The sequence below is a fragment of the Halococcus sp. PRR34 genome (assembly GCF_028617175.1).
Taxonomy (GTDB): domain Archaea; phylum Halobacteriota; class Halobacteria; order Halobacteriales; family Halococcaceae; genus Halococcus; species Halococcus salifodinae.
In genome coordinates this window covers 189,059-212,411 of the sequence record NZ_JAQJDA010000001.1, presented here as the reverse complement: position 1 = coordinate 212,411, position 23,353 = coordinate 189,059, and the positions used below count along the sequence as shown (strand labels likewise).

The 23,353-nt window shown below is 65.5% G+C and carries 20 protein-coding genes; 11 read left to right on the top strand and 9 right to left on the bottom strand.

Features of this window, described 5'->3' with window-relative positions:
- Positions 1 to 15: 15 nt before the first annotated feature.
- Both PHA81_RS01055 and PHA81_RS01050 read right to left on the bottom strand, forming a co-directional pair.
- Positions 16 to 1,650 (bottom strand): MFS transporter, encoded by a 1,635-nt coding sequence (locus PHA81_RS01055; protein ID WP_005043472.1) that lies wholly within the window; start codon positions 1,648 to 1,650, stop codon positions 16 to 18.
- A 254-nt stretch (positions 1,651 to 1,904) separates the two neighbouring features.
- A complete protein-coding gene (locus PHA81_RS01050; RefSeq protein WP_005043470.1) occupies positions 1,905 to 2,168 on the bottom strand; it encodes a hypothetical protein in 264 nt (87 codons plus the stop codon).
- Positions 2,169 to 2,318: 150 nt separating this feature from the next.
- Between PHA81_RS01050 and PHA81_RS01045 the strand changes: the two genes are divergently transcribed.
- A complete protein-coding gene (locus PHA81_RS01045; RefSeq protein ID WP_152424477.1) occupies positions 2,319 to 2,726 on the top strand; it encodes a hypothetical protein in 408 nt (135 codons plus the stop codon).
- Here PHA81_RS01045 and PHA81_RS01040 read toward each other — a convergent pair.
- Both PHA81_RS01040 and PHA81_RS01035 read right to left on the bottom strand, forming a co-directional pair.
- Positions 2,713 to 3,039, bottom strand: a complete 327-nt coding sequence (locus tag PHA81_RS01040) for a hypothetical protein (protein ID WP_152424476.1) — start codon at positions 3,037 to 3,039, stop codon at positions 2,713 to 2,715. The two genes, PHA81_RS01045 and PHA81_RS01040, sit on opposite strands and share 14 nt — an antisense overlap.
- Before the next feature lie 128 nt (positions 3,040 to 3,167).
- Positions 3,168 to 4,058, bottom strand: coding sequence for a bifunctional 5,10-methylene-tetrahydrofolate dehydrogenase/5,10-methylene-tetrahydrofolate cyclohydrolase (locus PHA81_RS01035; protein WP_005043467.1), 891 nt, complete (start codon positions 4,056 to 4,058; stop codon positions 3,168 to 3,170).
- A gap of 255 nt (positions 4,059 to 4,313) precedes the next feature.
- Between PHA81_RS01035 and PHA81_RS01030 the strand changes: the two genes are divergently transcribed.
- The 3 genes from PHA81_RS01030 (at position 4,314) to PHA81_RS01020 (ending at position 10,126) form a co-directional block, all read left to right on the top strand.
- Positions 4,314 to 6,821 carry an FAD-dependent oxidoreductase gene (locus PHA81_RS01030; RefSeq protein WP_273834731.1) on the top strand — a complete coding sequence of 836 codons (2,508 nt, stop codon included), beginning with the start codon at positions 4,314 to 4,316 and terminating at the stop codon, positions 6,819 to 6,821.
- Between the two features lies 1 nt (position 6,822).
- A complete protein-coding gene (gene ilvA / locus PHA81_RS01025; RefSeq protein WP_005043464.1) occupies positions 6,823 to 8,061 on the top strand; it encodes a threonine ammonia-lyase in 1,239 nt (412 codons plus the stop codon).
- 274 nt (positions 8,062 to 8,335) lie between these two features.
- Complete coding sequence (locus tag PHA81_RS01020) at positions 8,336 to 10,126, top strand: BCCT family transporter (RefSeq protein WP_005043463.1); 1,791 nt, start codon at positions 8,336 to 8,338, stop codon at positions 10,124 to 10,126.
- A 119-nt stretch (positions 10,127 to 10,245) separates the two neighbouring features.
- Here PHA81_RS01020 and PHA81_RS01015 read toward each other — a convergent pair whose 3' ends face one another.
- Both PHA81_RS01015 and PHA81_RS01010 read right to left on the bottom strand, forming a co-directional pair.
- On the bottom strand, positions 10,246 to 10,488 hold the full coding sequence (locus PHA81_RS01015) for a hypothetical protein (RefSeq protein ID WP_005043461.1): 243 nt from the start codon (positions 10,486 to 10,488) through the stop codon (positions 10,246 to 10,248).
- Positions 10,489 to 10,587: 99 nt separating this feature from the next.
- Positions 10,588 to 11,172: a hypothetical protein gene (locus tag PHA81_RS01010; protein ID WP_273834728.1), complete on the bottom strand. Its 585-nt coding sequence runs from the start codon at positions 11,170 to 11,172 to the stop codon at positions 10,588 to 10,590.
- A 697-nt stretch (positions 11,173 to 11,869) separates the two neighbouring features.
- On the opposite strand from PHA81_RS01010, the gene PHA81_RS01005 reads away from it, so the two are divergent.
- On the top strand, positions 11,870 to 12,019 hold the full coding sequence (locus PHA81_RS01005; protein WP_206536849.1) for a hypothetical protein: 150 nt from the start codon (positions 11,870 to 11,872) through the stop codon (positions 12,017 to 12,019).
- Between the two features lie 333 nt (positions 12,020 to 12,352).
- Here the strand turns inward: PHA81_RS01005 and PHA81_RS01000 are convergent, their stop codons facing one another.
- Positions 12,353 to 12,817, bottom strand: coding sequence for a universal stress protein (locus PHA81_RS01000; protein WP_005043456.1), 465 nt, complete (start codon positions 12,815 to 12,817; stop codon positions 12,353 to 12,355).
- Between the two features lie 134 nt (positions 12,818 to 12,951).
- Entirely contained in the window at positions 12,952 to 14,214 is a 1,263-nt protein-coding gene (locus PHA81_RS00995; protein WP_005043454.1) for an NAD-binding protein, read from the bottom strand.
- 210 nt (positions 14,215 to 14,424) lie between these two features.
- Between PHA81_RS00995 and PHA81_RS00990 the strand changes: the two genes are divergently transcribed.
- The 6 genes from PHA81_RS00990 (at position 14,425) to artA (ending at position 22,394) form a co-directional block, all read left to right on the top strand.
- Complete coding sequence (locus PHA81_RS00990; protein ID WP_049910114.1) at positions 14,425 to 16,329, top strand: BCCT family transporter; 1,905 nt, start codon at positions 14,425 to 14,427, stop codon at positions 16,327 to 16,329.
- A 108-nt stretch (positions 16,330 to 16,437) separates the two neighbouring features.
- A complete protein-coding gene (locus PHA81_RS00985; protein WP_005043451.1) occupies positions 16,438 to 17,643 on the top strand; it encodes an alanine--tRNA ligase-related protein in 1,206 nt (401 codons plus the stop codon).
- 27 nt (positions 17,644 to 17,670) lie between these two features.
- Positions 17,671 to 18,558, top strand: a complete 888-nt coding sequence (locus tag PHA81_RS00980; RefSeq protein ID WP_005043450.1) for a Pre-mRNA processing ribonucleoprotein,-binding domain-containing protein — start codon at positions 17,671 to 17,673, stop codon at positions 18,556 to 18,558.
- On the top strand, positions 18,545 to 19,174 hold the full coding sequence (locus tag PHA81_RS00975; RefSeq protein ID WP_005043449.1) for a fibrillarin-like rRNA/tRNA 2'-O-methyltransferase: 630 nt from the start codon (positions 18,545 to 18,547) through the stop codon (positions 19,172 to 19,174). Before PHA81_RS00980 ends, PHA81_RS00975 begins: the two co-directional genes overlap by 14 nt.
- A 149-nt stretch (positions 19,175 to 19,323) precedes the next feature.
- Positions 19,324 to 21,312 (top strand): BGTF surface domain-containing protein, encoded by a 1,989-nt coding sequence (locus PHA81_RS00970; RefSeq protein WP_241430346.1) that lies wholly within the window; start codon positions 19,324 to 19,326, stop codon positions 21,310 to 21,312.
- A gap of 101 nt (positions 21,313 to 21,413) precedes the next feature.
- On the top strand, positions 21,414 to 22,394 hold the full coding sequence (gene artA, locus PHA81_RS00965) for an archaeosortase A (RefSeq protein WP_005043447.1): 981 nt from the start codon (positions 21,414 to 21,416) through the stop codon (positions 22,392 to 22,394).
- Positions 22,395 to 22,591: 197 nt separating this feature from the next.
- On the opposite strand, the gene dph5 is transcribed toward artA, so the two are convergent.
- Entirely contained in the window at positions 22,592 to 23,350 is a 759-nt protein-coding gene (gene dph5, locus PHA81_RS00960) for a diphthine synthase (protein ID WP_005043446.1), read from the bottom strand.
- Positions 23,351 to 23,353 lie beyond the last annotated feature (3 nt).

The following is a 23,353-nucleotide window of genomic DNA, read 5'->3' as shown; positions in this document are numbered from 1 at the left end:
AGCGCCGCCCCGTCCTCACCGTGGCCGTACTGCAGGGAGGAGACTCGCTGCGACGAGAGTGAGAAGGACGAACATCACGATGAGCAACAGCACGCTCCGCTGGGCGGTCTCCATCGCCGTCCGGACGACATCGAGCAGTTGCTCGCGCGTCGCTGGTGGGAGCTGGTTGACGAACGCCTCTTGCTGAGCCTGTGTCGTCGCATCGAGCCGATCCTCGAGCGCCACGACCAGCTGTCGTCGCTCGTCGCCGGAGACCGACGATCCCGTCGCGAATCGCGTCACGCCGTCGACGACGCTTCCGTAAAATCCGGCGAGCAGGAACGAGCCGGCGACGGCCGTCCCGAACGCGTACCCGAGCTGGCTCAGCGAGTTGATGACGCCCGACGCGACCGAGGCCTCAGAGGACGGCACCGCCGACATGGTGAGATCGACGAGCTGGCCCGTGAACAGCCCGAGACCGACGCCGATCACCGCCATCGGCAGTGCCATCTCGAGGAGCGTGAGATCGAGGTCCGTCAGCGAAACGAGGAGCAACAGTCCGCCGCCCATCAGCACGATCCCGCCCTGGACGATGTGCTTCGGCGCGACGTACGCGCGCCAGCCAGTCGAAATCGTCGTCACGAGCAGCGTCACGACCGAGAACGGGAGGAGCGCGAGCCCGGTCTCGAACGCCGAGTAGCCGAGCGCCGACTGGAGAAAGACCGGCATCGAGAACAGGAACCCCGAGAGAAAGAGTGACTCGGCGGCGAAGGTGGCGATCCCGGCGGCGAACGTCCGATTGCGGAGCACGTCCGGCGGGATCAGCAGCGGGCGACCGGTACGCGCTTGGCGCTGCTCCCACTGGACGAACACGGCGAGCAACGCCACCCCGATCGCGATCGACCAGATCGCGGGCGAGAACCCCAATGGTTCGATCCGTACCCCGCTCACGACGACCGGGCGCAACGGGCGCACCCAGCCGTACCGACCGGCGAGCAGGGTCCCACCGATGATCGTGACCGCACCGAGGATCGACAGCACTGTGCCGCCGACGTCGATCGCCACACGACGATCGCTCGGCTGAGAGTCGAGATAGCGAGTCAACGCGAGCACCACGAGCACGATGCCGAATTCGCCGAACATCCCCCATCGCCACGTGGCGAACGTCGTGAGGATCCCGCCGATCATCGGTCCGATGGCGATGCCGACCGCCGTCACGCCGCCGATCGCACCGAAGGCTTTGGTTCGGGCGCTGTCCGCGTAGTTCTCGACGATGATGGAGTAGGTGATCGGGAGGAGGAGCGCAGCGGCGATCCCCTCGATTATCGACCAGCCGACGAAGAGCGTGAGCATGTTCGGGCTGGCCCCTGCGAGCAGCGTCCCGATGCTGTAAATCACGAGCGCGATCACGAGCAGCCGTTTCGTATCGACGACCGATCTGAGCGCTCCACCCGGGATGATGAGTGCGGCCATCACCATCGAGTACACCGCGATCGCGCCGTGCATCGCACTCACCGTGGTGTTCAGGTCCTGTACGATCGATGGGACGGCGACGTTCATCATCGACATATCGAGGACACCGAGGAACAGGGCCGTGCCGGCGACGATCGCTGGAGCCCAAAATTCGAACCCGGAGCCGGACTCCCGTTTCACCGAACCGGTCTCGGTCATCCGTCTACAATTTCTAGCGAGTGATAAAAATCCGCGTGTCGTTTCACACCTCTCACAGCACGGGGCAGACTCTGGATCCGACGAACAGTTTCACCGAGTCTCCACGAGTGGATTCTCGACTTAAGCAGTCTTGGAACACGATCTCGATACCGGAGTTATCCGGACGAAGGCGATCCAGCATCGCGAACGGCGATATCGACCACACAGTAGCTCTCGGAACCAGTCGTGCTGTCGGCACGTTGGATGCTGTTCGCTTACGACCGCCGGTCGTTCCGATACACCGGCCGAAGATCCGTTGCGTCCGTGTTGTAGCCGAGCCACACGCTGAGCACCACCGCCGCGGCCACGAGATACAGCGGGAACAGGAGTACCAACGAGTAGCCTGCCAGGAGCAGCGCGATCGTCCCCGTCCAGTAGAGGAATCCGATCCCCGTGAGCCCGACCAGCGCCGCAGCTATCATTCCTGTCCTGAAGGCGTACTCGGCGGCTGGTCCGGGCGAGTGTTTCGGCGCGACCATCTGCGTGGGCTTACGTTACGGAGCCGAATAAACAGTCGCCGAAGATTCGCTGTCATCGACTCCGGGTTTTTATATACTACGGATAAGATATCGGTAGCAGAACAGATGCCGCTGGATTATCTCGATCTCCGACGATATTCCTCCCGGGCGGTGCTGTTCGTCGGTGTGGTAGCCTTGGTGCTCTTCAGCGCAAGCTATCTGGTTGATGTTCGCATCATCGTCGAAAACCCCAACTACGGCGACGTAACTGCCGGAGTGAGAACTCTTTGGCGTGTCATACTCGGCATCACGACGGTCGGTTCGTTTGCGATCGGCATCTACAATCTCACCACCGATGGCAACGGCGACAGCGGACCGTCGACGGGGTTCAAAATCGAAGGGGAGGGGCACGATGTCGATGTCCATCTACACTGGTCGAGAGAGCGACGAGAGCGCGTCGGTGGGGAGAGTGAGCCAGTCCAAGAAGAATCTGACGACGACAGTTCACATCCCGGCGAAAAAGGAGACGCAGGAACGGACGCGGAAGGCGAGGAGCAGACAGACACTACTCGAGGGTGACTTGTCGACCGAGCCATTCTCTGGCAGCAGCGGACAGCATAGCGTCCCACGAATTGAAACCGGTGTGGTCGTCTATGTACCGATCGAACTCGTCTTCGGGAATGTGTTCGAAATCGTCCTGCGTCTCGACCGTCCACGGACTCCGTTCAAAGAACGTCTCTATCGAGTCGTACTCGGTGTGCGTCCGCATGAAGTCGCTCGTGAATAACTCATCGAACGAAACCGTGTTCTCTCCATCGACTGACGCCGCGTTCTCCCCGAGCTGGTCGAGTCTGTCTGCCAGTTCTTCGAACCCCTCGATCTCGACACTCATACTGGTGTCTCCGCTGCACAAATACATAAGTGCCGGGGCACCGAGCTTCACACCGTTCATCGACGATATTGTATCGAACGTTTGTTCGACAGCAATACGTTCATCAGCGCCACCCAACCGAGGTCCGCTCAGGGGAGTTCGATCTCGATGTCGTGTTGCTGGCTCGCTGCCTTCACGGTGTTGTACAGGAGCATCGCACGGGTCATCGGACCGACGCCACCCGGGACGGGCGTGATCGCTCCCGCGACCTCTCGCGCGCTCTCGAAGTCGACGTCGCCGACGAGTTCGGAGTCCCCCTCGTCCGTCTCCACGTGGTTGACACCGACGTCGATCACGGTCGCACCTTCCTTCAACATCGAGCCATCGATGAACTCCGGGACGCCCACAGCGGCGACGACGATGTCGGCGTCGCCGAGCTTCGCGGCGAGATCCTGGGTCCGGGAGTGACAGACGGTCGTGGTGGCGTTCCCGAACGGTGCTTTCTGGATCAGGAGGTTCGCCATCGGCTTGCCGACGATGTCCGACCGACCGACCACCACCGCGTCGGCCCCCTCGGTCTCGATGTCGTACGCTTCGAGGAGCTTCTGGATGCCGTGGGGCGTGCAGGGTTTGAATCGGGCGTCGCCGGCGACGAGTCGGCCGACGTTCTCGGGGTGGAACCCGTCGACGTCCTTCGCGGGGCGGGTTCGACGGAGGACTTCGCGGTCGTCGACGTGGTCGGGCACCGGCATCTGGACGAGGATGCCGTTGATCGCGTCCTCGGCGTTCAGCTCGTCGACGGTGTCGTAGAGCTCTGCGGCGGGCGCGTCGGGATCGATTTCGATGTCGTGGGCTGCGATCCCGACTTCCTCGCAGTCTTGCTGTTTCATCGAGACGTACGTCTTGCTCGCGTCGTCGTCGCTCATCAGCACGGTCGCAAGCCCCGGCTGGACGCCAGCCTCGTCGAGAGTGTCCACACACTCGGCGACGCCGTCCCGGATCTCGCTCGCGACCGCCTCGCCGTCGATGATCTCGGTCATGAATCGAGGTCGACGAGTCACGGCAAAAGCGTTCGGGATCGGTAGTTGCGCCCACTAAGTGCGATCGATCCAGCAGACCAGATCTCGACCGATCGGCGTGACACTCTGTCGGCGGGATTTCCTCCGAATGAGTGGCCGAAACCGACAGAGGAAACCGGAATTCGACGGGCGATTTCATGACTGTGGCTTCGGCAGTATAAACGGGTGTGGTAGTCCACCCCGTCGTTTAATCCGGCGGGAACGGCGAGTATCACTATGAGCACAGAGAGTACACTGCCGGAGAGCGCCGGGACCGTCGTCGTGGGTGCGGGCTGTGTCGGCTGCTCGGCGGCGTATCATCTCGCCGAACGCGGTCGCGAGGACGTCGTCGTTCTCGATCGCGGACCGCTGTTCGAGACCGGCGGCTCCACGTCGCACGCCCCCGGACTGGTGTTCCAGACCGCCGGCGGGAAAATGATGACCGAGATGGCGGCGTACACCCGAGAGCTCTACACCGATCTCGACAGCTACCGGATGTCGGGCGGGATCGAGGTCGCGTACACCGAGGATCGATGGAACTTCCTGAAGCGAAAGCGCGAGTGGGGCCAGTCATACGGCCTCGAAGGCGGCGACCTCCTCTCGCCGGAGTCGGTCGCCGAGCACGTTCCTCAGATCGATTCGAGTGTGATCCACGGCGGGTACTACCTTTCGTCCGACGGGAAGGCCCACGCCGTCGACGCCTCGCGGGCGATGGCCGAGCGCGCAAGCGAACTCGCCGGCCACGAGTTCTACGGGAACACTCTCGTCACGGACATCGAAACGGCCGAGGGCGCGGTGCAGGCGGTCGTCACCGATCAGGGGCGGATCGAGTGCGACGACCTCCTCGTCGCGACCAACATCTGGGGCCCGCTCTTCGGCGATATGGTCGACAGGGATATTCCGCTCGTGCCCTGCTCGCACCAGTATCTCGTGAGCGACTCGATCGACGAACTCGCGGGTGCGGAGGAGGAGATCGAACAGCCGATGCTTCGCCACCAGGATTACTCGCTCTACTTCCGCCAGCACGGCGACTCCTATGGCGTGGGGTCGTACAACCACGAACCGCTGCTCGTCGACCCCGAGGACATCTACGGTCCCGTGAAACTCGACGACCTCGGGCTGGAGTACCCCTCCCTGCGGGAGTTCACCGCCACCCACTTCTACGAGAACACCCATCCCGACCACGACAAGAGCGCGTACGACGCCGCCCGCGAACTCGTGCCGGCGTTCGACGACGACTCGTGGGAGACCGAGATGAACGGAATGTTCTGTTTCACGCCCGACGGCATGCCGATCCTCGGGCCCGACGAGGACACGGATGGCCTCTGGTGGTCGCTCGCGATCTGGGTCACCCAGTCGGGCGGCGCGGGCGACATCGTCGCCGCGTGGATGGACGAGGGTACGCCGCGCCTCGACGGCGAGCGCGTGAACGCCGGTCCGGCCCACATCAGCCGGTTCCAATCGCACGCCGGTAGTCGGGAGTACACCTACGGCCGCGGGGCTCAGCAGTACCAGGAGGTCTACCAGCTCATCCACCCGCGCGAGCAGCCCGAGGACCAGCGCGCGCTCCGGCGGAGCCCGTTCTACGACCGGCAGGCCGACCTCGGCGCGGAGTTCTACGATACGGATGGGTGGGAGGTCCCCCAGTGGTACGAATCGAACGAATCCCTCCTGAGCGAGTACGACGTTCCCGACCGCTCCGACTGGCTCGCGCGCAACTGGTCGAAGGCCCAGGGCGTCGAACATCAGGCCGTCCGGGACCGGGTCGCGATGTTCGACATGACCACCTTCACCGGGATCGAGGTCGACGGAGAGGGCACTCAGGAGTTCCTTCAGGGCCTGCTGACGAACGACATGGACTGCTCGGTGGGACGGATGCGCTACGCCACGATGTTGAACGAGGACGGCGGGATCCTCGCGGATCTGACCGTCGCGCGGCTCGGGGACGAACGCTATCTGTTGACCACGGGTGGCGGCAACTCCGCGACGCTGCACTCCCGGTGGATCAAAGAGCACGCGCCCGATTCGGTATCGATCACGATCCACGATTCGAGTCGGTCGGGGATCGGCGTGTTCGGTCCGGAATCCCGGAACCTGCTCCAGCCGCTGGTCGAGGTCGACCTCTCGGACGACGCCTTCCCCTTCTACTCCGTCGAGGAAACCTACCTGGGGAGCCTGCCGGTGACGATGCTCCGGCTTTCCTACGCCGGTGAACTCGGCTGGGAGCTCTACACGCCCACCGAGTACGGCGCGCAGCTCTGGGACACGATCTGGGAGGCAGGTCAGGAGTACGATGTCGTGCCGATGGGGTGGGAAGCGCTCGACTCCACCAGTTTAGAAAAGGGCTACCGGTTGTGGGGGACCGACGTCACGCCGGAGTACAACCCCTACGAGGCGGGGATCGGGTTCGCGGTCGATCTCGACACCGAGTTCGTGGGGAAAGACGCGATCGTGGCGGCGCGCGAGGACGGCATCGACGAGAAGCTCGTGCCGATCACGCTCGACGACACCGGTGAGATCGTCGACGCGGGTCATCCGGTTCTCGATGGCGACGACGTGATCGGCTACGGCTGTCGGGCTGACTACGGCTACACGATCGACGCCGGGATCGTCTACGCGTACCTTCCGACGAGCTACGCCGAGCCGGGGACCGACGTAACTATCAGCTACGAGGACGAACGGTATGCAGCAACCGTGCGCCAAGAACCACTGTTCGATCCCGACATGGACCGGATGCTCCGTTGAGATGAGTCGAAACGCCGAGCCCACCGTCACGTTCGCCGAGATCGAAGCGGCCCGCGATCGGCTCGACGACGAGTCGGTCGTGAAATCGACGCCGGTCGAGCGAAGCACCTCACTCGACGATGTCACCGGTGGCGAGGTCCATCTCAAGATGGAACACCTCCAGTGGACGGGGTCGTTCAAGCCTCGCGGCGCGTACAACAAGGTTTCACAGCTCGTCGCCGAGGGTGGGACGGAGCGCGTCGTCGCCGCGAGCGCCGGCAACCACGCCCAGGGAGTCGCGCTCGCGGCGACGAAACTCGGGATGGATTCGACGATCGTGATGCCGAAGGCCGCCCCGCAGGCGAAGGTCGACGCGACTCGCGAGTACGGTGCGACGGTCGAGCTCGTCGGCCAGGACTTCCAGGCGGCGATGAGCCACGCCGAGGGTCTCGTTGCAGACGACGAAACGGCGTTCGTCCACGCCTACGACGATCCCGCGATCGTCGCCGGACAGGGCACGCTCGGGATCGAGATGGTCGAGGACTGCCCCGACGTGGACACCGTGGTGGTGCCGATCGGCGGCGGCGGACTCATTTCGGGGATCGCGACGGCGTACAGCGAACTCTCGCCCGAAACGCGCGTCGTGGGCGTCCAGGCGGAGGGAGCCGCGACCGTTCCGGATAGTCTCGATAAAGGAATTCCACAGACCCTCGACTCCGTCGACACCATCGCCGACGGGATCGCCACCGGAGGAATCTCCGAACTGACGCTCTCGCTCGTCGAGGAACACGTCGACGAGATCGTTACCGTCACCGACGGGGAAATCGCGCGGGCGATCTTGCTCCTCTTGGAGCGGGCGAAACAGGTCGTCGAGGGTGCGGGTGCAGCGTCGGTCGCCGCCGTCCTCAGCGACGATCTCGACGTCGAGGACGAGCGCGTCCTCGCGCTGCTGTGTGGCGGAAACCTCGACATGACGATGCTTCAGACTGTGCTGGTCCACGCGCTCACCGATCGCGAACAGCTGCTCCGACTGCGCGTGCGGATCGACGACCAGCCGGGCAAGATGCGTGAGGTTTCCGGGGTGATCGCCGACCACGACGCCAACATTCAAACGGTCCGCCACGACCGCTCGGCCCCCGAACTCGACGTGGGCGAGGCCCACCTCGTCTTCGAGGTCGAGACCAGCGGCGCGAGCCACGCTCGCACCATCATCCGGACGATCCGCGATCACGGGTACGAGGTCAGACACGTCAATGCCTGAGCCAGGCGACTCTCAGCGCACACGCGATCATGGACGAGGACGGCGTACCGGTTAAAAACATCCCCATAGTTCATTACGAAGCCTTAACCCAGTCTCTGTGATAGCATGACACGGACTTTCGTGGTATGATGGCTCACGGCGTGGTTGACGGTGTGAACGTAGGCGGGCACGAAAGTAGCTGACTCGACCACGCCCAACAAAACCACCAACACAGTGATACCAATCATGAGAGAACTGTACGAGACCGGCGACGCGTTCAGCGAAAGGCAGACCCATGGCTAGCTCCGACGACACTACCGGCGAAATGTCTGATGGATTGCAAGTAGAGCTGTTCCACCCGGACTCCGACCGGGAGGTAGGAGACACCAACAAGGAGCTGCTCGGCGGGCGGTTCGACATCCATCCTATCGTCTTCCCCGGCGCGCTACTGCTGATCGTGCTGTTCATCGCGGTCACCGTCATACTGGGCGACCAAGCCGCGGGCGCGTTCGCCGCGACCAAGTCGTTCATCGAGTCGACGTTCGGCTGGTTCTATCTGCTGGCGGTGAACGTTTTCCTGATCACGATCGTGTACTTCGCGGTTAGCAAGTACGGGTCGATCAGGATCGGCGGCGTGGAGGCCGAAAAAGAGTTCAGCACGTTCGCGTGGATGGCGATGCTGTTCAGCGCCGGCATGGGGATCGGACTCATGTTCTTCAGCGTGACCGAACCGGTGGTGTACTTCAACAGTCCGCCGGCCTTCTTCGGTGCCGAAGCCGGGACAGCGGCGGCGGGCACGGCGGCGCTGGCACAGACGTTCTTCCACTGGGGACTCTCCCCGTGGGCTATTTATGGGTTGGTCGGCCTCGGGTTGGCCTTCTTTTCGTTCAATCGCGGCCTACCGCTGACGTTCCGATCGATCTTCTGGCCGCTGCTCGGCGACCGCATCTACGGCTGGCCGGGCCACATCATCGACCTCGTGTCGGTGTTCGCCACCCTGTTCGGCCTGTGTACCTCGCTCGGCCTCGGGGTCGCGCAGGTGAACTCCGGCATCTCCTACGTGGGCGGCGATATGCTCGGGATCATCGACATCCCGATCACCACGGCAATACAGATCGTGCTCATCGCGGGCATCACCCTCATCGCGGTGATGTCGGTCGCAGCCGGCCTCGACGGTGGCGTCAAGCGGCTGAGCACGGTCAACCTCTACCTGATGCTCCTCCTGCTCGGGTTCCTGTTCATCGTCGGCCCGACGCTGTTCATCGTCGGTTCGATGGCGGAGGGGCTCGGGGCGTACATCGGTAACTTCCTCTCGCTGAGTCTCTTCACCGGCACCCTCGGTGCGACAGCTGGAAACACGCTCGATTCGACCGTCTCGGGGTGGACCGTCTTCTACTGGGGCTGGTGGATCGCGTGGTCGCCGTTCGTCGGGATGTTCATCGCGCGCATCTCGAAGGGCCGTACGGTGCGAGAGTTCGTGCTCGGTGTGTTGGTCCTGCCGACGCTGTTCTCGGTCGTCTGGCTCTCGACGTTCGGCGGGAGCGCCCTGGCGACGGCGCTGCAAGGGAGCGGGGGCGGGGCAATCATGAGCGCGTACAGCTCGATGGAATACGCCACGTTCGAGACGCTCGGGATGTTCATCATGCTCGAGCAGTATCCGCTCGGTGCCATCTCGGGCATTCTCGCGACGCTGCTCGTGGTCACCTTCTTCGTCACGTCGTCGGACTCGGGATCGCTGGTCATCGACCACCTGACCTCGGGCGGCAAGCACGACGTGCCGCGCGCCCAGCGGGTCTTCTGGGCGACCACCGAGGGGATCGTCGCGGCGGTGTTGCTCTGGGGCGGCGGCCTCACTGGCCTTCAGGCGGCGGCCATCTCGACCGGCCTGCCGTTCGCCGTCATCCTCCTCGTGATGTGCTATACGGTCTATCTGGGACTCGATAACGAGTACACGATCCTCGAATCCGAGGCGTTCCGCGAGCAGATCGACCAGATCAGCGATCAGGAAGACGTGGCCGTGGATCGCACTGGCGGGGACGTGGTGACCGGCGTCTCCGACGGGGGTGACACCACGTCGGACGACTGATTCTCGACCCGATCCATTCGTTCTCTTTCGGTTCCGTTCGTTCGACTGTCCTGCTACGATTCGGCGGGACGGTCCACGACTCACGCGATGTCCCATCGAACGGCTGGTGCAGCGATCGCTCAGTAGTAGTCCCACTCGTCGTCGCCACGGCCCCGCTCCACGTCCTCGTCGTCCATGTCGTCACTTGCCTCGTCCGGCCACGAGATGCCATCACCGGTCACGCTCTGATAGACGACCCCCCCGAACGCGACCAGCAGGAGGACCAACACGAGCGTTGCGGCGGCCGTCACAGCCCACGTGGCCTGTCCGAGGACCGCGACCGTAACCGCGACAGAGAACACCTGCATCACGATGTGTACCATGTGAAAACGAGTACAGCCATCGATATGAACATTGTCACATGTCAACTTACCACGCGAGTGCGACTGACCACGTCCACTCGCTGTTCTCTCGGTGACTGTTCAGGTGTCGGCCTCGGTAGCGGGCGCTCGCGAAGCGTGGATCCACTCCCGTGTCGGCCCGCCGATCCCGATCGAGACGAGGAGAACCCAAACAGCCAGGCTCGCGGCAGCCGCCGGCAGGAGCCACGCGCTCGCGCCGAGCACTGCCCCCACGACGAGCCCGTACCACGGGCGGCGTTCGCCGACGAGTTCGGTGAGACGCGCGCCGACAACCGTCAGTCCGAGCCCCGCGAGACCAACTACCCCGACGGCGACCGCTGCGCCCGCTCCGGCGGCGACGAGCCTGTTGGCGCTGAGTCGGGTCACCTGACCGAAGAAATACACGCCGAAGAACAGCACGCACGCGTGTGCCGTCACGCCGTAAACCGTCGACACCGCGGGGCGTTCCATCGAGGAATCGACGGACTGGTCGACGAATCCGTCGAACCGCCACAGCAGGAAGCCGCCGAACAGCATCACGAACACGAACGCACCGATCGCTCGGGCGGGTGGTGCGTCGACCACCGCGGTCGGATCGATGGCCTGGACACTGCTCGCACCGGAACCGACCGCGTCCACCACACTCGCCCTGCGATCGGGGTCCATGGTGGTTCGGTACCTGCTCCGGCCGGAAGATCCTATCGGCGGTCGTGCGGTCGACGGTCTCCGCTGTCCTTCCGTCGGCGCAGATGCGAGCCGTGAGCCGGCGGGAACCGCTCGAAATCGGCGATGGTCTCGCCGTCCGTTCGGCCGCCCACGTTCGGCGAATGGGCGTGTGCCTTATTACCAGGGTTCGCGTAGCAGTCGCTGAGAAACGATCGTTCAAGAGACACCATTCTCGGACGTCTCAAGTGGCTCGCAGACCGGCTGATTGCACCCCTCCGGACCGACGACGACCTCGAAAACTTCCGGCTGTCGATCCCGGAGGCCCAGACCACGACGGTCGAGGGGGCCGTTGGATGGCACGAGCGCCCGCCAGCCACCCTCCAGTGTCCGCGGTGTGAGAACGAGATCTACCAAGCGGGGGGCATGGACCCGATCGACTGCCCCCGATGTGTCGCCGAGTTCACCCGCCACGCGTTTCCGAACCTCGAACTGCTCACGCTTCACTGCCCCGTCTGCAACGATCACATGCGACACGGACGGCGGCATCCGAACGCGTACGACGTCCCCGAGTGGGCTACGTGTCGAAACTGTCATTACCACTGGGAGTTCGAGGATTTCTAACGATGATCGGTACTCGACCGGCGATCCGTACTCCGTCGATCCGATCGCCGACACGCACGCTCATGGAGTGGCGGTCGTGAACACCGTCGCGCTGGCGCTGGCGATCGTGGCGACCGTGCTGATGGTGGGTGGCGCACTGGTGATGACGTCGGGGAACTTCGGCGTCGCCGGGGCGCTGTTCCTGGCCGCAAGCATCGTCATCTACCTCCGGGAGCGGCGGGTGTAGCTCACGTCGTCGTTTCCGGACGACTACACTACACCACACCACACCGCAGCACCACCTCTCCTTGTGGATTCACGGGACGGGTATCGTGAGATCAATCACGACCGCTGCGGTAGCGCCGGACGATTGCCGTCGTTCGTCGCTCCATCGTCCCACCGCGGTGGAAGCGTTCACGCTTGGCATCGCGACAGCAGCGACGCTCGGTCTCGCCGGTCTCTGGCTGCTCATCGTCGTGTCTCCGCAGCGTGTGGCGCGGGGACGACAAGGCCGCAGTCGATACAGCGCTGTCCTGAGATCGGACCGTCGGCTCCGCTCCACCCGACTGCCCATCCGCCGTCAGGAGTCGACGAATCGACTGCGTGCTTCGCTCTCGCTTAGTTTGGTCGAGATCACCGGAACGGTCGACAGTCGCACGACTTTCTCGGCGATAGTGCCGAGCAGCGCGCCGAATCGGCCCTGATAGCCGGTCCCCATCACGATCGCATCGACGCCCTCGTCGTCGGCGTATTTGACGATCTCCTCGTGGATCGTGCCGCTTTTGATCGCGGTGATACACTCGACGCCGGCATCGCTTGCCATCTCGTCCACCTCTCCGGTGACGCGCTCACCGTACTCCTGATACTCCCTGCGGACCTGCTCTTCGTCGTCCCTGATCGAGAGCGCCCGAGGCACACCCGGCAGATCCATCACGTACAGCGTGTGGACGGTCGCGCCGAGCGTCCCCGCGAGCTCGATCCCGTGCTGGGCCGCCTTCCGCGCCTCGTCGCTCCCGTCGGTCGGAATGAGAACCGTATCATACATTGTTTATCCACAAAGAACACGGCCACGCAGCAGTATAAATTCGTGGTCGTGCTGGTGCACCCCTTTATTCGTCCGTGTGATGGCCACAGCCGACCGTGTGGTGAGTAGCGGTAGCTCGCTACCGATCGCGGGACTCACGTCGCGTTTCCGTTCCCACCGTTCTCGGGGTCGTTCGTCGTGTTCGTGTCCGTCTCGTCGTCCGACGCGTCGGTATCGCCGAGGACGGAGCGGCCGAGGCGACGGCCGACGATGACCGACGGGCTGATGACCTCGTCGGCACCCACGCGTTCGAGTTTGCCGACGTGGCCGTGGTCGGTCGCCGCCGCGACGATTCGGACGTCGGGGTTTACCTCCCGTCCGGCGAGCACCGCGAGGGTGTCCTGGGCGTCGTCGCTGGTCGCGGCCACCACCCCGCTCGCGGCGTCGATCCGCGCATCGAGCAGTGCCTCCTCGTCGGTCGGGTCCGCAGTAAGCACGTTCACGTCCTCCTCGTCGAGCGCCGACGCCGTGTCGGCGTCGGGTGTCACGACAACCACGTCGGTCGTGGCCACCAGCTCGTCGACCAGCGGTTCCGTGAGATCGCCGTAGCCGAGAACCACGACGTGATCCTCCATGAGTGCGAGTTCCGAGGCTGTCATGGTGCCGAACGCGGCCGACACCCGGGATTCGATCGCCGGGACGATGAGCGATCCCGAGGCGACGGCGAACGTACCGGTACCGATGATGATCGCCGAGAGCGTAAACAGTTTGGCCCCCTGGCTGGTCGGCGTCGCGTCGCCGTAGCCGACGGTGGTTCCGGTGACGACGATGTAGTAGAGGGCGTCGGTCCACGTCTCGATACCGGTGTAGTTCGCGCGGAGGCTGTACGCCCCGACGGTGCCGTACACCTGACCCGCGACGAACGCCACGATGGCGGCGGTCTGGAACGGCGAGAGATCGAGCGACTGATCGAACGCGGTCCGGTTCCGCACGACGAGCGGGAACGTGCCGAGCGACAGCACGAACAGCAGGACGTCGGTCGGCTCCGCCGTCACGAGCGGTAACAACACCACCAGCGGGAGCACGAGGGCCGTGCCGTACCACGCGACCCGGAGGCGACGGCGGAGCCCCACCGCGAGCCCCCCGAGCACGAACGCGAGGAGTACGGCTCCGAACGGGACGAGGGTCGCCCATTCGGTCGGGAGGTGCGATGCGAGCGGACCATCGAACGCGAGGTCGCGCTGACTGAAATGCGAGAGGCCGGTGACGAACGCGAGGACCGCGACCGCCGCAGTCAGCAGTACCGTAGTATCCGTTCCCGTGTACTCCCGCCAGTAGACGAACGGCACCCTGTCGTCGTGGTGGAACAGCTCCTGGAGAGCGGCGTCCATCGACGTTTCGGGGGGATCGTTCGCCACCCCGTAACGTATCACCCGTACGATCATAAAGGGTCGTCGCCAGTGTGACCGCCGTTGACGGACGCGACCGCCGCGATCGCAGGCCACGGCTACGGATCACCCGTCGCCGGGGCCGTCGTGGTCCACGGGACGAACGACGAACGAGGACACGGTTCGAGCCATCGATCGCGTCAACGACAGGACTATGGGAGTGTGTCGCATATTCGTGCTATGAGTTCCCAGGGGGCCGGTCCCGTGGAAACGGTCCTCCGGAGCGTCCTCGTGCCGGTCTGTGTGATCGCAGGCGCGGCCGTCGTCTCGGTTTTTTTCTTCCCGAAGGTCGTCGGCTCGCTGCTGACCGGACGGGCCATTCTCATCGTTTCGCTGTTGTTCTTCGGTTCGGGGCTGGCGTACGTTGCGCTGTTGCCGATCACGGTCGACACGGACGCCGAAAAGGCTCGGCGCGACGCCCCGTATCTGCTGCGGATCCGTCGCCTCGGATGGATCGGCACGCTCAAGGGCGGCGTGGCGCGGCTCACGGACTTTCTCGCTCGCCAGGACCCACTCACGTTCGGCGTCCCGGTGGCGGCCTTCGTTCTCTTCTTCGCGGCGTACTCCCTCGCGCCGTCGGACACCCAGTCGGTCGTCGGTACCGTCGAGAGCGTGCTGCTCTTCGAGTTCGGCTGGCTGTTTTTGGGCGCGATGTTCCTCGCGGTGTGTTACTGTCTGTTCCTGCTGGTCGGGCCGTGGGGGGAGATCAAACTCGGCGGCCCCGACGTCGAACCGACCTACACCTATCCGACGTACTTCGCGATGTTCTTTACGGCCGGCATCGCCGCGGGTATCGTCTTCTGGGGCCCTGCCGAGGCGCTCTTTCACTACGAGACGCCGCCGCCGTTTCTCGACGCCCAGCCGCGATCGAGCGGTGTCGTCGCCGGCGCGCTCACCTACGCGATCTTTCATTATGGGCTCTCGGCGTGGAGCGCCTACGTCGTCATCGGCGTGCCGATCGCCTACTTCACCTACCAGCGAGGCGCGCCGCTGCGGGTCTCGTCGATCCTGACACCGTTTCTGGGAATCGACGGTCTCGACAGCCGCTGGGCGACGCTCGTCGACGTGCTCGCGGTGTTCGCCACCATCGGCGGGATCGCCACCTCCGTCGCGCTCGTCGGCCAGCAGTTCCTCGCCGGCGTCAGCTACCAGTGGGGCGTGAGCTACGGCAGCGTAGCCCCCGTCCTCGTCGTCGCCGGATTGACGCTCATCTACGTCGTCTCCGCCCAGAGCGGCGTCCACCGTGGTATCCGTCGGATCGCCGGGATCGCTATCGTCCTATTCATACTTTTCGCGGCGCTGCTGATCGCCGTCGGCCCGCGATCGGCCGTTCTCGACATCGGTTCTGCCGCCGTCGGCGGCTATGTCGTGGATTTCGTGCCGATGAGCCTGTATCTCGGCGGGGAGCTGGTCGCAAACGAGTGGGTGGCGAACTGGACAGTCTGGAACTGGTCGTGGTGGTTTTCGTGGGCCCCCTTCGCCGGACTCTTCCTCGCGGCGCTCTCGAAGGGCCGGCGGGTTCGGACTGTGGTTCTCACGGGTGCAGTCGCAACGTCGGCTGCGACCGCCGTGTGGTTCGTCCTGCTGGGCGGCACATCGTTGGCTCTCCAGCGCTCCGGGACGACCGACATCCTCGCTGCCATCGATTCGTACGCCACGCCCGAGGCGGTCGCCGGCTTCCCGATATTCGCGGCGCTCCCGCTCGGCCAGCTCCTGATGTTCCTGTTTCTCGCGCTCATCATCGTGTTCATCGTCACCTCCGCGGACACCTCGACGCTGGTGGTCGCGATCCTCGCGACGAAGCGAAATCGCGCGCCAACGACCGGGAGCATCGTCTTTTGGGGGCTGCTCCAGGGCGGCGTCGCGGTGGCGGTGTTGCTCGTCGGCGGCGGCGAGGCGTTACAGGCGCTCGCGGTGCTGACGGGCGGCCCGTTCGCGGTGCTGGTGGTGGTGGCGCTGGTCGGGCTGACGCTGACCTTCCGCCGCCACGAGCGCGGCCACCGCTCGCCGCTTGCCAGACTCCGCGCCGCCGTTCGCGACCGCGGCATTGCGGGCCCGAGCGAGGTGCTTCGGGAGGACGACTGAACGCGACTGATCGGGCGGAACGAGTCCTCGCGAGTCCCCACGAGCCCCCATCCGCCGGCAGCGCTCAACCCACCGAAGGGTTTTGCCGGCTCGTCGAGTCCCCACGGTATGCAGACGCTCGCGCCCGCCGAGCCGTACACGACCGAGTTCGAGGCGGTCGTCGAATCGCGGGACGACGACGAACTCCTGCTCGGCGAGACGTACTTCTATGCCGAGAGCGGGGGCCAGCCGCCCGATCGGGGCACGCTCGCTGGCGAACGGATCGTGGACGTTCAGGAGCGCGACGGCGAGATCGTCCACACGCTCGCGGACGCACCGACAGTCGAGGCTGGCGAGACGGTCGCCGGCCGGATCGATCCCGCCTTTCGGACGTACTGCATGCGTTCTCATACCGCCAGCCACGTCCTCTACGGGGCCGGACGCCGACTGTTCGACGATCTCGGGTACGGCGGATTCGACATCGACGAGCACAAGGTCAGAGTCGACTTCGCCACCCCGACGGCGATCGACGACGGGTCGCTCGTGACCCTCGAACGCCTCGTTAACCGCGCGGTCTGGGACTCGAAGGACGTGACGTGGGAGACCGCGCCCCGCGAGGCGGCGCTCGCCCGCGACGACGTGGCGTTCAACACCAAGACCGAGGAGGGAATCGGCGGCGAGGAGGTTCGCCTGGTCGACGTCGACGGCTGGGACGTCGCTGCCTGCGGCGGAACCCACGTCCGGAACACCCGCGAGATCGGGCCAGTGGCGGTGCTCGACCGATCGAACCCCGGCAAAGGCGTGACGAGAATCGAGTTCGCGGTCGGGCCGGCGGCGATCCAGCATCGAAGTACCGAGAAGACCGCGGCGCTCGACGCGGCCGCCGCGCTCGAAACGCGCGTGACCGACCTTCCCGACGCGGTCGCGCGGCTCCGGAACGAACGCGACGCGCTCGCGGATGAACGGACGGGATTACAGGAGCGACTCGTCGATTCGCGGCTCGGCGACCTCCGCGAGACCGTGGTCGAGCGGGATGGCCGGACGTGGCTCGCCGGGACAGTCGATCACCTCGACACCAACGGACTCGCGGAGCGAGCGAACGACCTCTCTGGCTCGGCCGCCGACGCCGTCGCGCTCGTCGCTGCCGACGGCGGGGGCATCGCCGTCGCCACGACGGGTGAGATCGATGCGAACGCGGTCGTCGCCGATCTCACGGCCGAGTTCGGCGGCGGTGGCGGCGGGAGCGAGACGGTGGCCCAGGCCGGTGGGTTTGATACCGATCCCGAGGAGCTCGTCGCGTTCCTGCGCACCGGCAGCGTCGAAACCACGAACTGATTTGTCGGCCCGGCCACGATCCGAGTCATGAGCGAGGGAGCGCCGGTGACAGGATGGTTCGAAGGGTTGGAGCGGGGTGATCCCGACGGTGCGCGCGACGCGATCGAGACCGGGAGCGCCGAGGAGGCCGCTGACTGGCCCGCACGGGCCGTCGAGGCTGGCTTCGCCGACACTGAAGAAGAGTACTACGCGGCGCTCCGCGAGGCGACGATCACGGCTGCGGGCGAGGCGGCCGCCGAGCGCGAGCGCGCCGACGACCGCCAGGTGATCCACGCGGTCCGCGCGATGGACGACACCGAACGGATGGCGAACGAACTCGCCGAACGAGTCGCGGAGTGGGCCGCGAGCCGGACAGAAGACGCCGGAACCGGTATCGAATACTGTCGTGAACTCGTCGACCGAGAGGACCAAAACCCCGACCCGGCCGACGACCGCCTGGCGGCGCTCGCCGAACGCGTCGTCGATCTCGATAACGAGGCGGCGGAACTCGAAGCGTACGTCGAGCGTACAGTTCGAACGGTGGTCCCAAATCTCGCTGCGCTCGCGGGACCCACGCTCGCGGCGCGGCTGCTCGCGCTCGCGGGCGGGCTGGAGTCGCTGGCGCGGACGTCGAGTTCGACAGTACAAGTCCTCGGAGCCGAGGACGCGCTGTTCGCCCACCTCCGAGGGTCGGCCCCGTCGCCGAAACACGGCGTGATCTACACCCACGAGTACGTCCGCCACACCCATCCCGATGAGCGGGGATCGGCAGCCCGGGCGCTCGCTGGCAAACTCACCATCGCGGCGCGGATCGATCACTACGCCGGCGACCGCCGTCCCGACCTCGAACGTGAACTCGACGAACGCATCGCACGGATCCGGGCGCGGCACGACGACGAGGATATCGATGATCGAGGTGACGATGGCGCTGCCTGAGGGGGTCGTCTATCGCGAGATCGACGGCGAGGAGCGCCTCGCGACCCAGGGAGCGACGGTCTACGGCGAACCCACGGAGGGCGGGTGGCGCGCGTGGGACGTTCGGCGATCGAAACTCGGCGCGATGATCGACGCCGGAATGGACACCGGCCTCGCGGGCGACGACGAGGTGCTATATCTCGGTGCGGCGAACGGCACCACCGCGAGCCACGTCGCGGACTTCGCGCGTGTCGTCTACGCCGTCGAGTTCGCGTCACGGCCGATGGGCGATCTCGTCGACGTTGCGGAGTCGCGGACCACGCTCTTCCCACTGCTCAAGGACGCCCACCAGCCCGAGACGTACGCCCACGTGGTCGAGGCCGATCTCGATGCGATCGTTCAGGACGTCGCCACCCGAGGGCAGGCACGGGTGGCGTGTGCGAACCGGCAGTTCCTCGCCGCGGACGGCCGGCTCCTGGCTGCGATCAAGGCCCGGAGCGAGGACGCGACCGCCGATCCCGAGACCGTGTTCGACGCGGCGCTCGACGAACTCGAGACGACCTACGAGATCCTCGACACCCGCCGACTCGACCCCCACCACGCCGACCACCTTGCGGTGGTCGCTCGACCGCGCTAACTCCCCGCCAGCGACGGGGTCCACCACAAAACCTTTATTAATGAAGGAGTTCCCTCAATGCGTATTCGACCGATGATGCCAGGATCGAACGCCCTCCCCGAGTCCTCGTGTTCGCCCTCCACGGACGCGGTGTCGGCTGGAGCGGCGATATGCAGACACGTCGATACCGAACCGTGACGAGCGACCACCGCGAGCGGGCCGCCGGCTGCTGGCTGGCGGTGCTCGTGATCCTTGCGGCGTTCGGTGGGGCGGCTTTTCTCGGGCCGGCGAGCGCCCAAGGGACCGATGTGGCGGCCAACGGGACGGCCGCTCCCACCAACGACAGCCAATCGTCGATCAACGAAACCCAATTTCAGCGCGGTGAGACCAACGAAACCAACGAAACCAACGCGAGCGTCGCGACGTTCAACCGCTCGACCGTGGCCGAGGACCGTGGTGACATCGCCGCCATCGGGCTCAATATCTCCGGGACGAACGAGACCACCGTCACGGTCGGTAGCCCCGCCGTCAACTACGAGACCAACGTCACCGTCGCGGACGGCGGCGACGGGCAGGTCACGCTCCTGATGAACTCGTATCTCGCGGGCACCACCGAAAACGAGAGCCAGGCGTACGACACGCTGGCCGACGAGGATTCGATCGTCCGGACGAACCGGACGACCGAACGACTCGACGCCCCGCTCGACACCAGCACGTACAACCTCTCGGCCACGGTCGACGGGCGCGAAACCGACACCGCGACGCTCAGGCTGGCCGAGCGAACGTCCAACGAACTCGTGACGTGGACCGCCCCGGCCGAGAGCTTCGACAACGTGACGAACGCGAGCGAGGTCGCCGCCGCCATCGAAAACGACCGGATCACCACCACCGATAGCGTCGCCGTCGGCGACGTGCTGGTGCTCCAGTCCAAGCTCTCCGGCGTCTACGGCGCGTTCGCGGCCGCGAACTTCACCGAACTGGTCGAGCGCGGGATGTTCAACCTGACAGTGCGCCAGACCAATCCCGGCACGAACCGTCGGCCGAAGCAGCTCGATCTCGACCGGAGCCTCGCGAACGACTCGATACGGGTGATCCCCGACCCGGACACGGACATCCTCTACGTCAACATCGACACCGAGGCGGCGGTCTTCGAACGCGGCCCGCCACGACCCGGCGACGAGTTCGAGACCGAACTCACCGTACGCGAGGAGAGCAGCCTCGCCACGAGCAACCAGTCGATCGGTGCGAACGTCACGGCCATCGGGGCCGAGCTCGGGCTCAGTGACGTCTCGCTCGCTGCCGGCGACGGCCAGACCGTCACCGGAACGACGAGCGTCGCGCCCAAAAGCGAGGTGACGATCAGTCTCACGGCCAACGGCACCGGGTCGTTCGTCAAGACCAACACCACCACGGTCTCGCCGAACGGCACCTTCGCCACCACGTTCAACCTCTCTGAGACCTCGCCGAACACCACGGTCGACGTGCGCGCGGTCGGGCCGCTCAACACCAGCGACGACATCACGGTACCCGTCAGACCGAGCCAAGAGTCCGAGCCGATGGCCGGGGGTGCCCGGCTCACCGCCGCCGACCAGACGACGACCGGAGAGACCGTTCGGATCCGAAACGCCACGCTCGCCGACGGTGGCTACGTCGTGGTCCACGCGCCGAACGCCTCCGAATCACCCGTCGGGAGCGTTCTCGGCACGTCGAGCTATCTCGAGAACGGCACCACCGAGAACGTCACCGTGACGCTCGGCCAACCGCTCACCGAGAGCACCGACGTGGTGGTGATGGCCCACCGCGACACCAACGACAACGGTGTGTTCGACTTCGTGAGTTCGAACGGGAGCGAGGACGGTCCCTACACGTCGGCGGGATCGACCGCCGCCGGAGCCGAAACCAGCGCGGAAGCGGCGACCGTCACCGGTGCTGCGGCGAACGATGGCGAGCCGGTCGCCACGACCGTCAGCGTGACCGTCAACAACACTACCACGACAGGTGAAGGAAGCGACACCACAGCGGTTGGAAGTGCGAACGGCACCGACGCGTCGGGACAGACGACGAGCGAGAACGGTCCCGGGTTCGGGATCACCGCCGCGGTCGTCGCGGCTGTCGCGGCCGCCGTGGCTGTCGCCGCCCGCCGAACACGCCGAGAGTGAGGTCCTCGGCGGAGCGGGAGCGGAAGCGGCTCCGATCCACACGCCGGCGACCCGGCCCGCGACGGTAAGACCTATCACCGCCATCGTCGTAGCGTCGATGAATGCTCGACGGAGTGCTCGCCGCGCTCGCGTGGTTCGGTCGATTCTCCGACCCGCTCGCGTGGCTCGTGGTCGCCACCTTCACCGCCGGTGCGGCCCTCTCGTGGCGCGAGAGCCGCTTTGCGCGCCCCCTCACGGTCACGGCGTGGGTCCTCTTCGGGGTGTTCTGGCTCTCGGTGTTCCATCACTTCGCGTTCGTCCAGAAGAGCTTCATCGAAGGGATCGGGACGCTGGTGGCGGTGCCCGCGAGCCTCTATGCGGGCCTGTTGCTCGCCCGCGGGCGCGACTCACTGTTCGTGCTCTCGCGGGCGATCGCCGCGATGGGACTGATCTTCTTCCCGTTCGAGACGCTCCCACTCCTCAAGGAGCCCCTGATCGAGACCGTCACCCGACAGACCGCGTTCCTGATCGATCTCGTCGGTGTCGATCCGACGGTGGTTTCGGGAACGCAGGTCCCGACCGGGACGTACCCCGACTATCAGAGCACGTTCTGGTTCGTCGATGGCGATCACACGATCACGTACACCATCCTGATCGCCTGCACCGGTATCGGGAGCATGGCGATCTTCGGTGGGCTGATCGCCGCGACCGACGCGCCACTTGGTAGAAAGCTCCGCGCGCTCGCCGTCTCGCTCCCGGTGATCTACGGGCTGAACCTCGTGCGGAACGTCTTCATCGCGGTCGGGTTCGGCACTCAGCGCTTTCACTTCTTCCCCGATACCGTCATGTCGCTGTTCGGTTCCTCGGATCCGTACAAGGTCTCCTACTTCATCGCCGACCGCATGCTCGCCCAGAGCCTCTCGGTGGTGGCGATGGTGGCGATCACGTGGGTCGTGATCCACGAGCTCCCGGAGATCATGGTCGTGATCGAGGACGTGCTTTACATGGCGACCGGCACCGAGTACGATCTCCAGCGCGCGCTTGGCGTTGGGATGCGCGAGACGCGAAGCGTCTCGGATGGCACGAGCGGGCGAAGCCCGTGAGTGCGCGCCGACGGCAGCGGTTCCGGCGGCGAGTAGACGGTGCGGCTGCGGTGCGGTCCTCGGTGGATGAAGGGCGAGGGTGCGAGCGAACGAAGTGAGTGAGCGCCCGAGGGCTTCGGCGGTGCTGTGCGGTTGCGAGGGCGGAGGGCATCACCATTTCTACCGCGAACGGGCGCACCCGACGAGTGAAATGTAGTCTAGACGAGGTCTTCCGGCACATCGCAGAGGCCGACGAGCGCGTCGCGTTCGACGTGGTGGAGATCGCCGGGGATCACGAGCAGGTGAAGGGGATCGCCGAAATCCTGCTGGGCGAGCGCCGAGAGCCGGTCCCCGGCCACGACCGGATCGGGACTTCCCGCGCGGGCGACGACGACGCCGAGCGGATCGTCGAGGCCCGGCGCGAGTCGCTCGGCGGCGGTGCTTGCGGTCATGTAGCGATCCTCGGCGGCCTTGATGTCGAGATAGCAGAGGGTGTGGAGGCCGCGTTCACGGTTCGCGTCGATGGTGTCGAGGACGCTTTGGGGGATATCCCCGTCACCGTAGGCGAACGGGATCGTGGTCGCCTTCCCGAAGCGGTAGTTCTGGAGTCCCGTCAGCGAGCTCGCGGCGGCCTGGGCGGTCGTGCCGTGGATCACGCGGGTATCGATGTTGCGCTCGTGCGCACGGAGGCGGAGGTCGGTGTGCGTCGTCGAGATCATGGGATCACCGGCGACCACGAACGCTACCTCGCCGCCCTCGGCAGCGTCGAGGATCGGTGCGGGCTCCTGCTCGACGCCCGCTCGGTCGCGGATCTCGATCTCGTGGTCATGGTACGCTTCGAGGTCCCCGATTGAGGCTCCGGCGAGTTTGCTGGTGTAGAACTCAGCGAAGACGCGGTCGGCGTCGGCGAGTGCGTCCTGGCCCTCGACCGTGATCGAGCGCTCGTCGTAGAGCCCGAGACCGACGAAAGTGAGCATGGC

Bases quoted from the DNA above. Each gene is read 5' to 3' on its own strand.
- PHA81_RS01055 (WP_005043472.1), bottom strand. From the start codon at position 1,650: ATGACCGAGACCGGTTCGGTGAAACGGGAGTCCGGCTCCGGGTTCGAA.
- PHA81_RS01050 (WP_005043470.1), bottom strand. From the start codon at position 2,168: ATGGTCGCGCCGAAACACTCGCCCGGACCAGCCGCCGAGTACGCCTTC.
- PHA81_RS01040 (WP_152424476.1), bottom strand. From the start codon at position 3,039: ATGAGTGTCGAGATCGAGGGGTTCGAAGAACTGGCAGACAGACTCGAC.
- PHA81_RS01035 (WP_005043467.1), bottom strand. From the start codon at position 4,058: ATGACCGAGATCATCGACGGCGAGGCGGTCGCGAGCGAGATCCGGGAC.
- PHA81_RS01030 (WP_273834731.1), top strand. From the start codon at position 4,314: ATGAGCACAGAGAGTACACTGCCGGAGAGCGCCGGGACCGTCGTCGTG.
- ilvA (WP_005043464.1), top strand. From the start codon at position 6,823: ATGAGTCGAAACGCCGAGCCCACCGTCACGTTCGCCGAGATCGAAGCG.
- PHA81_RS01020 (WP_005043463.1), top strand. From the start codon at position 8,336: ATGGCTAGCTCCGACGACACTACCGGCGAAATGTCTGATGGATTGCAA.
- PHA81_RS01015 (WP_005043461.1), bottom strand. From the start codon at position 10,488: ATGGTACACATCGTGATGCAGGTGTTCTCTGTCGCGGTTACGGTCGCG.
- PHA81_RS01010 (WP_273834728.1), bottom strand. From the start codon at position 11,172: ATGGACCCCGATCGCAGGGCGAGTGTGGTGGACGCGGTCGGTTCCGGT.
- PHA81_RS01000 (WP_005043456.1), bottom strand. From the start codon at position 12,817: ATGTATGATACGGTTCTCATTCCGACCGACGGGAGCGACGAGGCGCGG.
- PHA81_RS00990 (WP_049910114.1), top strand. From the start codon at position 14,425: ATGAGTTCCCAGGGGGCCGGTCCCGTGGAAACGGTCCTCCGGAGCGTC.
- PHA81_RS00985 (WP_005043451.1), top strand. From the start codon at position 16,438: ATGCAGACGCTCGCGCCCGCCGAGCCGTACACGACCGAGTTCGAGGCG.
- PHA81_RS00980 (WP_005043450.1), top strand. From the start codon at position 17,671: ATGAGCGAGGGAGCGCCGGTGACAGGATGGTTCGAAGGGTTGGAGCGG.
- PHA81_RS00975 (WP_005043449.1), top strand. From the start codon at position 18,545: ATGGCGCTGCCTGAGGGGGTCGTCTATCGCGAGATCGACGGCGAGGAG.
- PHA81_RS00970 (WP_241430346.1), top strand. From the start codon at position 19,324: ATGCAGACACGTCGATACCGAACCGTGACGAGCGACCACCGCGAGCGG.
- artA (WP_005043447.1), top strand. From the start codon at position 21,414: ATGCTCGACGGAGTGCTCGCCGCGCTCGCGTGGTTCGGTCGATTCTCC.
- dph5 (WP_005043446.1), bottom strand. From the start codon at position 23,350: ATGCTCACTTTCGTCGGTCTCGGGCTCTACGACGAGCGCTCGATCACG.